Origin of the sequence: Paeniroseomonas aquatica (assembly GCF_030409335.1) — a bacterium.
Taxonomy (GTDB): Bacteria; Pseudomonadota; Alphaproteobacteria; order Acetobacterales; family Acetobacteraceae; genus Belnapia; species Belnapia aquatica.
Window position 1 is genome coordinate 24,288 of record NZ_JAUFPN010000125.1, and the last position, 12,284, is coordinate 36,571.

Sequence of the window (12,284 nt, forward strand, 5' to 3'; positions counted from 1 at the left end):
ATGGCCAAGCAGCATATCTCGACGACCATCAACGGCGAGCCGATGGAGTTCCTCTGCGAGCCCCACCAGAGCATGCTCGACGTCCTGCGCGGCCCGCTCGGCCTGACCGGCAGCAAGGAAGGCTGCGGCTCCGGCGACTGCGGCGCCTGCAGCGTCACCCTCGACGGCCGCCTGGTCTGCGCCTGCCTGATGCTGGCGATGGAGGCCGAGGGCGCCAGCATCACCACCATCGAGGGCATGGCGACCGGCGAGGCGCTGCATCCGCTGCAGCAGAAATTCCTCGAGATGGCGGCGCTGCAGTGCGGCATCTGCACCCCCGGCGTGCTGATGGCCGCGCGGTCGCTGCTCGAGCGCAACCCCGACCCCAGCGAGACCGAGGTCCGCTTCTGGCTGGCCGGCAACCTCTGCCGCTGCACCGGCTACGACAAGATCGTCCGGGCGGTGCTCGAGACCGCCGCCGACATGCGGGAGAACGCGGCATGAACGTCATCAGCAACAAGTGGATCGGCCAGCGCACCATCCGTCCGGACGGTGCCGACAAGGTCACCGGCCGTGCCGCCTATTCCGCCGATACCACGCTGCCCGGGCTGATCTGGGGCAAGGTGCTGCGCAGCCCGCATGCCCATGCCCGGATCAAGTCGATCGACACCAGCAAGGCCGAGGCCCTGCCGGGGGTGAAGGCGGTGGTGACGGCGAAGGATCTGGTGGACTTCCCGCTCGACAAGTCGGTCATGCTGGGCATCCAGGACATGCGCTGGATGTGCCGCAACGTGATGGCGCGGGAGAAGGCGCTGTTCCACGGCCACCCCGTCGCCGCCGTCGCCGCCACCTCCGAGGAGATCGCCGCCGAGGCCTGCAGGCTCATCGTGGTGGACTACGAGGTGCTGCCGCATGTCATCGACATCGATGACGCGATGCAGCCGGGCGCGCCCATCCTGCACGACTTCATCCAGTTCGAAGGCAAGCCCTCCAACATCGCCGGCAAGCTCGAGCACAAGCTCGGCGACGTCGAGGCCGGCTTCGCCGGGGCCGATGTCATCATCGAGCGCAGCTTCAGCACCGAGCCGGTCCACCAAGGCTACATCGAGCCGCATGCCTGCTTGGTCAGCGTCTCCGGCGACGGCAAGGCGGTGATCTTCAGCTCCTCCCAGGGGCAGTTCATGGTCCGCGCCATGACCTCGCTGCTGACCGGCATCCCGCAGAGCGACATCCGCGCCATCCCGGCCGAGATCGGCGGCGGCTTCGGCGGCAAGACCATCATCTACCTCGAGCCGGTGGCGACCTTGCTCGCCAAGAAATCCGGCCGCCCGGTCAAGATGACCATGAGCCGCGAGGAGGTCTTCCGCGCTTCCGGCCCGACCTCGGGCTCCAAAAGTACGGTCAAGATCGGCGCCACCCGGGACGGCAAGATCGTCGCCGGCCAGGGCACCTTCTACCTCCAGGCGGGCGCCCTGCCGGGCTCGCCGATCCGCGGCGCCGCCGGCTGCGCCTTCGCCCCCTACGACATCCCGAACGTCCACTCCCTCGGCTTCGACGTCGTCTCCAACCGCTCCAAGGTCGCGGCCTATCGCGCCCCGGGCGCGCCGATCGGCGCCTATGCGGTCGAATGCGTGCTGGACGAGCTGGCCGAGGCGCTGAAGATCGACCCGCTGGAGCTGCGGCTGAAGAATGCAGCGAAGCAGGGGACCAAGGCGGCGCATGGCCCGGTCTTCCCGCGCATCGGCTTCGTCGAGACGCTCGAGGCGGCCAGGGCGCATGACCACTACAAGGCGCCGCTGGGCAAGCTGCAGGGCCGCGGCGTGGCCAGCGGCTTCTGGTTCAACGCCGGCGGCGAGAGCAGCGCCCAGGTGAACATCACCGAGGACGGCAACGTCGCGGTGACCACCGGCCATCCGGACATCGGCGGCTCGCGCGCCTCGATCGCCAACATCACCGCGGAATTGCTGGGCATCGACTACAACCGGGTCTCGGTCCAGATCGGCGACACCGCCAGCATCGGCTACAGCAACCTCACCGGCGGCAGCCGCGTGCTGTTTGCCTCCGCCATGGTGGTCACCCAGTCGACCGAGAAGGTCATCACCACCCTCCGTGAACGCGCCGCGAAGATCTGGAAGATCGACCCGGAGGCGGTCACCTGGGAGGATGGCGAGGCCCGGCCGGCCGGCGACAACGCCGGCAAATTCCCCGGCCTCAGCCTGGCCGACCTCGCCGCCCGCGCGAGCGAGACCGGCGGCCCGATCGGCGCCGGCGTCCAGCTCAATACCACCGGCGCCGAGGGCGGCTTCGCCACCCATATCTGCGACGTGGAAGTGGATGCCGAGCTCGGGATCGTCCGGGTGCTGCGCTACACCTCGTTCCAGGACGTCGGCCGTGCCATCCACCCGAGCTACGTCGAAGGCCAGATGCAGGGCGGCGCCGCCCAGGGCATCGGCTGGGCGCTGAGCGAGGAATACATCTACGACAGGAACGGCAAGGTCGATAACGCCGGCTTCCTCGACTACCGGATGCCGGTCTGCTCCGACCTGCCGATGCTCGACACGGTCATGATCGAGATCCCCAACCCGAAGCACCCGCAGGGCGTGCGCGGCGTCGGCGAGGTGCCGCTGGTGCCGCCGCTGGCCGCGGTCGCCAATGCGGTGGCGAATGCGCTCGGCAAGCGCTTCTATGCGCTGCCGATGTCGCCGCCGCGGGTGCTGGCGGGGCTCGACGGGGCCTGAGGCGAAGCCGGGGGGAGCGGTGCTCCCCCCGGGGGCCTATCCCGGCGTCCAGCGGTAGATCCGCGCCGCGCTGCCGCCCATGAGCATGGCGCGGTCGCTGTCCGACAGCAGGTCGGACCTGCGGAAGGCCTCCACGCCCTCGGCATAGCTCAGCAGCGCCACCGCCCGGGTCCAGTCGGTGCCCCAGAGGCAGCGCTCGAGGCCGAAGGCCTCGAAGATCCGGCTGAGCGGCGCCCAGATATCCGCGTAAGGGTAGGGCCGGTGCGACAGGGTGCAGGCGCCGGTGATCTTCACCGCGACGTTCGGCCGCGCCGCCAGCGCCAGCAGCTTCGGCAGCTCGGCCCAGGGCTCCGGCGGCGCCGGCGGCACAAAGGGCTGCGGCAGGCCGAGGTGGTCGACGACGATGCTGGTATCCGGGTTGCGCGCCGCTAGGCCGGCGACCTGCTCCAGCCGGCCATAGGCCAGCAGGTTCACCGGCAGCCCATGCCGCCCCGCCGCGGCCAGCACCCGGTTCAGCCCAGGGTCGGCCGGATCGGTCGGGACGTCGGCGCGCATCATCACCCGGATGGCGACGGTGCCGGGCTGCGCCTTCCAGTCGGCGATGGTCTCGGCGACGGCGGGGTCCGCCGGGTCCACCGGCTTGATCAGCGCGAAGCGGGTGGGATGCGCGGCGTGGGCCTCCACCGCGTAGCTGGCGTCGTAGCGGTACATGGAATGCACCGAGACCAGCAGCGCGCCGTCGACGCCGACCGCATCCATGGCGGCGACCATGGTATCGGCGGTGACCTCGGGCGGGCCGTTCAGGGCATCGACCCAGGGGCGGCCGGGGTGGTTGCGCTCGTAGACATGGACCTGGGCATCGATGATCGCCATTGCCGGCCTCCCTGGCTGCTGCGGGAAGGCTAGGCCGGGCCCGCCGCGCGACCAAGGGCGGCCGAAGCCAGGCTGCCCTGGCCGGCCGCCGCCGGAGGCGCTGCGGCGGGCAGTATCGTGGCGCTGTCGTGGCGGGTACCCGCGCTGCCGCTTTCTGCGTAACGTGCCGCTTCGGACCGGGCGGGGAGGCAGGCGATGGCGGCGATCAGGCGGCTGGCGGAGGAGGGACGGCTCTCGGGTGCCGTCGTGCATGGCGGGCTGGTCTATCTCGCCGGCCAGGTGGCCGATGACCCGAGTCTCGATGCCGAAGGCCAGACCGCCGACGTGCTGGCGCAGATCGACATCCTGCTGGCCGAGGCCGGCACCAGCAAGGCCGGGCTGCTGAGCATCACCGTGGTGCTGGCCGATATCCGCGATGCGGCGGCCATGAACCTCGCCTGGGACCGCTGGCTCGACCCCAGGGCGAAGCCGGCGCGGATGACCATCCAGGCGCCGCTGGTCGACCCGCGCTGGCGGGTCGAGATCACCGGCGTCGCCGCCCTGCCGGCCGCCGACGTCGCGTGACGCCCGCGGCGCGGCTGCGCCGGCGGCGCACGCCGCGCGGCTTCCTCTCGGCGCTCGGCCTGTCGCTGGTGCTGATGCTGCTGGTCGCCGGCGGCATCGCCGACCGGGGCGGTGCCTTCCCGCTGGTGGTGCTGGGCAGCTCCGCGGCGGCGATCGGCGCCCTGTACCTGCTGTTTCCGCACGGTCCGGCCTTCTCGCTCGGCACCGCCAATGGCCTGGCGATGTATGCCTGCCTCTATGTCGTGCTCGGCCGGGCCGGCTTCCCGGGCGCGGCCGGCTGGGCGCGCGGCATCGGCTTCATCCTGCCGGTCGCCAGCTTCGTCGGCGCCTGCTGGCTGCGGCGCGCCACGCTGGCCGCCTGGGCGCAGGAGGAGCAGGCGGCCGACCTCGCCCACCTGCCGCGCTTCGCCCGCTGGCTGGCGGTGATCGGGGTGGTCGGCGTGGTCTCGCTCGCCTTCCCGATCAACCGGCTGGACGAGACGGGGCAGGGGCTGGCGCTGATTGGCGCCATGGGCGTGATCGCCGTGGTCAGCGCCGTCGCGGTCGGCGACGTGGTACGGCTGCTGGTCGACATCGCGGTGATCTTCCGGGCGGTGACCCTGCGGCTGTCCCGGCTGGCGGTGCCGATCGCCGCCTATTCCAGCCTCTGGGCGCTGCTGACGGTGGTCTTCGGCTGCCTCTACCGGATCGCCGACGGGCTCTCCTCGGCGCCGCTGTTCAACAGCACCCATGGGCCGATCCACGTCGGCTTCTCGGATGCCCTGCATTTCAGCGTGGTGACGCTCTCCACCGTGGGCTACGGCGATATCCTGCCGTCGGACGACGGCATCCGGCTGCTGGCCAGCATCCAGATGCTGCTGGCGCAGCTGCTGCTGCTCTTCGGCTTCTTCGAGATCATGCGCGGCAGCCGCGCCGGGCTGCCGGACCAGCCGGGACCGGCGCCGGATGGTCACGGTTCCGCTGCCTCGCGGATTGCTTATTCCCCCATGGGTGGAATGTCCGGGCATGGTATCTCCGGGGCGGCATCGCGCCCGCTCGGTGCCGCCGCGGCGCAGCGCGGCGAGACCGGCGTGGTGCGCCGCGGCGGGGCCGGGGAATAGGCGCGGTTCCGCCGCATTCATCGGTGACGGATAGGGTGTCGCCGTGCCAAGTGGCGCGGCAGGGAAGGACAGGGATCGATGACCGACGCGGAGAGAGCCGCCTTCTGGCGCGGCAAGCGCGTGCTGGTGACCGGCGGGGCAGGGTTCCTCGGCAGCGCCCTGTGCCATGCCCTGGCCGCGCAGGGCGCGCGGGTGACCGCGCTCGACGCGATGTTCGAGGACGGCGGCGCCAATATCGCCAATCTCGAGGGCGCCTCGGTGCTGCTCGTGCGCGGCGACATCCGCGACGTGGAGCTGGCCTCGCTCTGCCAGGGCGTCGACGTGCTCTTCAACATGGCGGCCCAGACCAGCCACATGGGCGGGCAGAAGGACCCGGTGGCGGATATCGCCATCAACGCCGTCTCGCAGGTGCGGCTGATCCAGGTGATGCGCGAGGCGGCGCCGCAGGCGACGGTGGTGCATGCCTCGACCCGGCAGTTCTACGGCCGGCCGACCTACCTGCCGGTCGACGAGGTCCATCCGGTCAATCCGCCCGATGCCAACGGCGTCTCGAAATGGGCCGGCGAGCAGTACTGGCTGCTGGAGCAGCGGGTGCTCGGCCGCCCCGTCGTCTCGCTGCGGCTGACCAATTGCTATGGCCCGCGCCTGCGCATCCGCGACGCCCGGCAGACCTTCCTCGGCATCTGGATCCGCCAGTGCCTGAAGGGCGAGGGGTTCGAGGTCTGGGGCGGCGAGCAGCTGCGCGACATGACCTATGTCGACGACGTGGTGGACGCCTTCCTGCGCTCGGCCGAATACGCGCCGCGCCCGGCGGTCGCCGGACGGGTCTTCAACCTCGGCGGCTCGCCGCCGGCCAGCCTGCTGGAGCTCGCCGACCGGCTGATCTCGGCCAATGGCGGCCAGGGCCACTACGCGGTGAAGTCCTTCCCCGCCGACCGGGCGCCGATCGACATCGGCAGCTACCACGCCGACGACCGGGCCTTCCGGGCCGCCACCGGCTGGGCGCCCCGGGTCGGGCTGGACGAGGGGCTGGCCCGGTCGCTCGACTGGTACCGGACGCGGCTGGCCGATTACACCTGAGCCCGGCGATAGCCGGACGAGGACGCCGGCGGGGAGAGAATCGGCTAGTATCCTCCCCGGCCGCCTTCCGCGAAGAGTCTTGCGACACGGTCCAAGGGACACCGTCATGAACGCCACGCAGAGCATTATCGCCCAGGCCGATCCCGGGGCCGGTTACCGGGCGCAGCAGGCCGAGATCGATGCCGCGGTGGCCCGCGCGCTTAATTCGGGGTGGTACATCCTGGGCAAGGAGGGCGAGGCCTTCGAGCAGGAATTCGCCCAGTGGCTCGGCACCACCCGCGCCGTCGGCTGCGCCAACGGCACCGACGCGCTGGCGCTGATCCTGCGCGGGATGGGCATCGGCGAGGGCTGCACCGTCGCCACCGTCTCGCATACCGCGGTCGCCACCGTGGCGGCGATCGAGATGGCCGGCGCCACGCCGCTGCTGCTCGACATCGACCCCGACACCTTCACCATGGACCCGGACGAGCTGGCCGCGGTGCTCGAGGACCCGCCGCCGGGCCTGCCGCCGATCCGCGCCGCCATCGCCGTGCACATCTATGGCCAAGCCTGCGACCTCGACCCGATGCTGGCGGCCTGCCAGCGGGCCGGGGTGGCGCTGATCGAGGACTGCGCCCAGGCGCATGGCGCCATGCTCGGCGGCCGCCGGGTCGGCACCATGGGCAATGCCGCGGCCTTCTCGCTCTATCCCACCAAGAATCTCGGCGCCCTCGGCGACGGCGGCATCCTGGCGACCGACGACTTCGAGCTGGCCGACCGCATCGGCGCCATCCGCCAGTACGGCTGGCGCGAGCGCTACGTCTCCTCCCTGGTCGGGGTGAACAGCCGGCTGGACGAGATCCAGGCCGCCATCCTGCGGGTGAAGCTGCAGGTGCTGGACGCCAACAACGCCCGCCGACGGGAGATCGCCGCCGCCTACGACGCGGCGCTGGAGGGCGGCCCGCTGTCGCCGCCGGTGCGCCGGGCGGACAGCGAGCATGTCTTTCACCAGTACGTGCTCCGCACCGGCGCGCGGGCCGAGCTGATGGCGCGGCTGCGGGCCGATGGCGTCGGCACCGGCATCCACTACCCGGTGCCGGTGCACGAGCAATCCGCCTATGCCGGCCGCACCGCCCTCGGCCCGGCCGGCTGCGCCGAGACCTCGCGGGCGGCGCAGGAGGTGGTGAGCCTGCCGATGTACCCGGAGCTGACCGACGAGCAGGTCGGCCGCGTCTGCGCCGGGCTGCGCAACCTGGCGGGCTGAGGCACCCGCGAAAGCGCCCGGCGGCGGGGATTTCCCGCCGCCGGGCGCGCATACCTCGGCCACCCGCCGCGTTAGCCATGGCTGCACCGCTGAGCGAGCCGCCATGAGCCCCACCCCATGACCCCATCGATGCCCAGCCCCGGCGGCCGCCAGCGATGGCCCGACCGGCTCTGGATCGTCCGCCACGGCGAGAGCAGCGGCAACGTCGCCCGCGACCTCGCCCATGCGGCCCGGCTGCCGCGGATCGACACCCTCGGCCGCGACGTCGACGTGCCGCTCAGCCAGCGGGGCGAGACCCAGGCCTCGGCGCTCGGGCGCTGGTTCGCCGAGCAGCCGGAGCGGCCGGACGTGGTCCTGGCCTCGCCCTACCTGCGGGCGCGGCAGACCGCCGAGCTCATGCAGGCCGCCGGCGGGGTGGCGGCGGCGCCCGCCGACTTCATCCTCGACGAGCGGCTGCGGGAGAAGGAATTCGGCATCCTCGACAGGCTGACCCGCTACGGGATCGAGTCGGATCACCCCGACCAGGCCGAGATGCGGCGGATCCTCGGCAAGTTCTACCACCGGCCGCCGGGCGGCGAGAGTTGGTGCGACGTCATCCTGCGGCTGCGCGGGGCGCTCGATACCATCTCGCTGCACCATGCCGGGGCGCGGGTGCTGATCGTGGCGCACCAGGTGGTGGTGCTCTGCCTGCGCTACCTGCTGGAGCAGATGACCGAGGAACAGATCCTGGCGATCGATGCCGAGGGCGACGTCGCCAATTGCGGGGTCACCGCCTATGGCTTCGACGCGGCGGCCGGGCCGCGCGGCGGGCTGGTGCTGCAGACCTACAACTTCACCGTGCCGCTCGAGGCCGGCGGCGCCCCGGTGACGGCCGAGGCGGACGCCCCGAGGGCGGCCCGATGAGCGCCGTCGAGCCGGTCGACGCCGCGCTGCTGCGCGCCATGCCGCTGCCCGAGCACCGCGAGGGTGAGGACAAGAACCGCCGCGGCCGGGTGCTGGTGATCGGCGGCAGCACCGAGGTGCCGGGCGCGGCCTATCTCAGCGGCATGGCCGCGTTGCGGGCCGGGGCGGGCAAGCTGCAGATCGCCACCGTCCGCAGCATGGCCCCCCAGCTTGCCCTCGCCATGCCGGAGGCCCGGGTCACCGGCCTCGGGGAAACCCCCGCGGGCGGGATCGACCCGGCCGAGGCGTCCCGCCTCGCCGGCCGCATCGGCGGCGTGGATGCCGTGGTGCTGGGACCGGGCATGCTCGATGCGGCGGCGGTCGCCGCCCTGACCCGGGACCTGCTGGCCGACGCCGAGGGCAGCGCGGGCTTCGTGCTCGATGCCGAGGCGCTGGCGGGGCTGCGCGACTGCCGGCCGGCGCTGCGGCGTCACGCCGGGCGGCTGGTGCTGACGCCGCATGCCGGGGAGATGGCCGGGCTGCTCGACCTCCCGAAGGCGGCGGTCGAGGCCGATCCGCTGGGGGCGGCCCGGCAGGCCGCGGCGCTGCTCGGCGCCGTGGTGGTGATGAAGGGCGGCTGCTCCCACATCGTCTCGCCGCAGGGCCAGGCCTGGTCCTGCGACCAGGGCAACGTCGGCCTCGCCACCTCCGGCTCCGGCGATACCCTGGCCGGGATCATCGCGGCGCTGATGGCGCGCGGCGCCGCGCCGGTGGTGGCGACCCTCTGGGGCGTCTTCCTGCATGGCGAGGCCGGCAACCGCCTGGCGCAGGCCCAGGGGCCGATCGGCTTCCTCGCCCGGGAGATCCCGGCGGAGCTGCCGCGGATCATGCGCGAGGTCGCCCAGGGCGGCTGAGCCCGGGGGCGCCTCGGCCGGCCGGGCGGAAACGGCTGGCCTTCCTCTCCTTCGCAGGTGCAACATCACGGCATGCCCGACATCGCCCCCGACCCCCTCGAGGAACTCCTCGCCCGCCTCCGGGAGGCCCGCGCCGCCGCGGCGCAGGACCCCTTCGGCGACCCGGTGCTGCTCATCGCCCTCGCCATCAGCCGGCGGATGGATGACGGGGCGCTCGACCTCGCCCAGCTGGGCGACATGGTGCAGCGGCTGGCCGATGCGGCGGCGACCGACCGCGCCCGGCGCCTCGCCGCCTATGTCGGGCTGGAGCCGGCCGCGGCCGGCGGCGGCGTGCCGGACATGGCGGCGCTGGCGGCCCGGCTGGTGCGGCCGGACCCGGACGACAGCCCCGTCCCCTTCGCCCGCTACCGCGCCCTGCTGGAGACGCCGCGCTTCGCCGCGGTCTTCACCGCCCACCCGACCTTCTCCCTGCCGCCCGAGACCGGCGCGGCGCTGGCCGTGGCGGCGAGCGGGGCGGCGTTCCCGCTCGGCCTCGGCCACCGGCCCAGCGCACCCACCCTGGCCGAGGAATTCCGCCAGGCCGCGGCGGCGATCGAGCGCGGGCGGGATGCGATCGACGGGCTGACCGAGGCGCTGCTGCGCGCAGGCAAGGCCGTCTGGCCCGACCGCTGGTCCAGCCTGGTGCCGCGGCCGGTGCTGCTGGCGACCTGGGTCGGCTACGACACCGACGGCCGCACCGACATCGGCTGGTGGGACACGCTGCGGCTGCGGCTGACCATGAAGCGGCTGCAGCTCGAACGGCTGGCGGCACAGTTCGGCAGGCTCGGCGACTGCGCCGCGCCGCTGGCCGAGCGGGTGGCCGCCGCCCTCGCGGCGGTCGAGGCGCAGATCGAGGCGGTGCCGGACAAGCCGGAGCCGCTGGCGGTGCAGGCCCTGGCCACGGCCCTGATCGGCCGGCGCGACGCGGCGATGGTCGGCACCGAGCCGCTCATGGCGCTCTTCCCGGCGGCGCTGGCCGCCGCGCCGGACGACGCCGCCCGGATGGGCCTGGCCGTCGCCCGCGCCGGGCTGGCGGCGCATGGGCTGGCGCTGGCCCATACCCACATGCGGCTGAACGCGGCGCAGCTGCACAATGCGGTGCGCCAGCGCCTCGGCCTGACCATCAGCGCCGAGGACATGGCCCAGCGCCGCGGCCTGCTGGTCGAGATCAACGAGGCGCTCGGCGCGGTGGAGCCGCTGCCGGTCGACTTCGGCGCGCTGCTGGCGGAACAGGCCTCGGCCGCCCGGCTGATGCTGATCTGCGCCCAGATCGCCAAGCATGTGGATGGCTCCGCCCCGATCCGCTTCCTCATCGCCGAGACCGAGACCGGCTACACCCTGCTCGCCGCGCTGTGGCTGGCCAGGCGGCTGGGCGCCGACCGCGCCATCGAGATCTCGCCGCTGTTCGAGACGGCGGAGGCGCTCGACCGCGGCGAGCGGGTGCTGGAGGAGGCGCTGCGCAGCCCGCACTACCGCGACTACCTGCGCGCCCAGGGCCGCATCTGCCTGCAATTCGGCTATTCCGACAGCGGCCGCTACGTCGGCCAGCTCGCCGGCAGCTACCTGGCGGAGCGCCTCAAGCTGCGGCTGGTGGAGCTGCTGCGGCGGCACAAGCTGGACGGCATCGAGGTGGTGCTCTTCGACACCCATGGCGAGAGCGTCGGCCGCGGCGGCCACCCGGACAGCCTGGCGGACCGCTTCGCCTATCTCTCGCCGCCGCAGGCGCGGATGGCGCTCGACCGGGCCGGGCTGAAGCTGCGGGAGGAGACCGCCTTCCAGGGTGGCGACGGCTACCTGCTGTTCGGCACCCCGGCGCTGGCCCGGGCGACCATCGCCGGCATCGCCCGGCATGCCTTCGCGCCCGCCGGGGACGTGAACGACCCGGTCTATGCCGAGGCCGACTACGTCGCGGATTTCTTCGCCACCGTGCGGCGGGAGATGCAGGCGCTGGTCGCCGACCCCGGCTATGCCGCACTCCTCGGCGCCTTCGGGCCGGGGCTGCTCGACCGCACCGGCTCACGCCCGGCGGTGCGGCAGGCCGATGGCATGGGCGGCCCGGTGCGGATCAGCCATCCCGGCCAGCTGCGCGCCATCCCGAACAACGCCATCCTGCAGCAGCTCGGCTGGATGGCGAATTCGGTGCATGGGCTGGGCGCGGCGGCCTCGGCCAATCCGGATGCCTTCCAGGAATTACGGGCGAAGTCCCCGCGCTTCGCCCGGGCGCTGGCCATGGCGGCGCGGGCCGCCGCCTGCTCCGACCTCGGCGTGCTGCGGGCGGTGGTCGATACCCTCGACCCCGGGCCCTGGCTCGACCGCGCCGGCTTCACCCGGCGGCCAGGCCGGCGCGAGGAGTTGCTGGAAGTGGCGACGGCGGTGGAGGGCCTCGACCTCGATGCGCCGGTCCGCAAGCTGTTCCGCCGGCTGCAGGCCGACCACCTGGCGCTGCGCCACGCCTGGCCGGAGCTGCCGGTGATGCAGGACCGGCTGGTGCTGCTGCATGCGCTGCGCCTGGCGCTGATCCACCGCATCTGGCTGCTGGCGGTGGCGGTGCCGGAATTCTCGCCGCGGCACGGCGCGGCCCGGGACACGCTGGTCACCCGCATCCTGCAGCTTGACGTGGAGGCGGCACTGACCCTGCTCGAGGAGGTCTTCCCCGCGGCTCCCGGCGCCGTCGTCGGTCTCGACTTCGGCGAGCCGGCGCCGCCGCGGGAAGGGCTGAGCTATGCCGCGGAACATGCGGCGATCTTCCGGCCCATGGCGACGCTGTTCGGGCTGGTGCGGGGCTGCGGGGCGGCGATCACGCATGAGGTGGGGGCCTTCGGCTAGGCGGCGCCGGTATCGGGGCTCCTCCCTCCGCCGCGCCAACTCCGGC

10 protein-coding genes are annotated in these 12,284 nt (G+C 73.0%); 9 read left to right on the forward strand and 1 reads right to left on the reverse strand.

Features of this window, described 5'->3' with window-relative positions; translation table 11 throughout:
* Both QWZ14_RS11075 and QWZ14_RS11080 read left to right on the forward strand, forming a co-directional pair.
* Nucleotides 1-483, forward strand: a complete 483-nt coding sequence (locus QWZ14_RS11075) for a (2Fe-2S)-binding protein (RefSeq protein ID WP_290316716.1) — start codon at nt 1-3, stop codon at nt 481-483.
* Complete coding sequence (locus QWZ14_RS11080) at nt 480-2,717, forward strand: xanthine dehydrogenase family protein molybdopterin-binding subunit (protein WP_290316717.1); 2,238 nt, start codon at nt 480-482, stop codon at nt 2,715-2,717. Before QWZ14_RS11075 ends, QWZ14_RS11080 begins: the two co-directional genes overlap by 4 nt.
* Nucleotides 2,718-2,753: 36 nt before the next feature.
* On the opposite strand, the gene QWZ14_RS11085 is transcribed toward QWZ14_RS11080, so the two are convergent.
* The gene (locus QWZ14_RS11085; RefSeq protein ID WP_290316718.1) at nt 2,754-3,590 is read right to left on the reverse strand and encodes an amidohydrolase family protein; all 837 of its coding nucleotides are present in this window, start codon (nt 3,588-3,590) and stop codon (nt 2,754-2,756) included.
* Nucleotides 3,591-3,785: 195 nt separating this feature from the next.
* Between QWZ14_RS11085 and QWZ14_RS11090 the strand changes: the two genes are divergently transcribed.
* From QWZ14_RS11090 to QWZ14_RS11120, 7 genes are all read left to right on the forward strand, one after another.
* A complete protein-coding gene (locus QWZ14_RS11090) occupies nt 3,786-4,154 on the forward strand; it encodes a RidA family protein (protein ID WP_290316719.1) in 369 nt (122 codons plus the stop codon).
* Nucleotides 4,151-5,254 carry a potassium channel family protein gene (locus QWZ14_RS11095; RefSeq protein ID WP_290316720.1) on the forward strand — a complete coding sequence of 368 codons (1,104 nt, stop codon included), beginning with the start codon at nt 4,151-4,153 and terminating at the stop codon, nt 5,252-5,254. Before QWZ14_RS11090 ends, QWZ14_RS11095 begins: the two co-directional genes overlap by 4 nt.
* A gap of 78 nt (nt 5,255-5,332) precedes the next feature.
* Complete coding sequence (locus QWZ14_RS11100; protein WP_290316721.1) at nt 5,333-6,334, forward strand: NAD-dependent epimerase/dehydratase family protein; 1,002 nt, start codon at nt 5,333-5,335, stop codon at nt 6,332-6,334.
* Between the two features lie 106 nt (nt 6,335-6,440).
* On the forward strand, nt 6,441-7,577 hold the full coding sequence (locus QWZ14_RS11105) for a DegT/DnrJ/EryC1/StrS family aminotransferase (protein WP_290316722.1): 1,137 nt from the start codon (nt 6,441-6,443) through the stop codon (nt 7,575-7,577).
* A gap of 117 nt (nt 7,578-7,694) precedes the next feature.
* Nucleotides 7,695-8,480: a histidine phosphatase family protein gene (locus QWZ14_RS11110; protein WP_290316723.1), complete on the forward strand. Its 786-nt coding sequence runs from the start codon at nt 7,695-7,697 to the stop codon at nt 8,478-8,480.
* Nucleotides 8,477-9,373, forward strand: a complete 897-nt coding sequence (locus QWZ14_RS11115; protein ID WP_290316724.1) for an NAD(P)H-hydrate dehydratase — start codon at nt 8,477-8,479, stop codon at nt 9,371-9,373. The genes QWZ14_RS11110 and QWZ14_RS11115 overlap by 4 nt, the downstream gene beginning before the upstream one ends.
* A 72-nt stretch (nt 9,374-9,445) precedes the next feature.
* Nucleotides 9,446-12,238, forward strand: a complete 2,793-nt coding sequence (locus tag QWZ14_RS11120; RefSeq protein WP_290316725.1) for a phosphoenolpyruvate carboxylase — start codon at nt 9,446-9,448, stop codon at nt 12,236-12,238.
* Nucleotides 12,239-12,284: the final 46 nt, after the last annotated feature.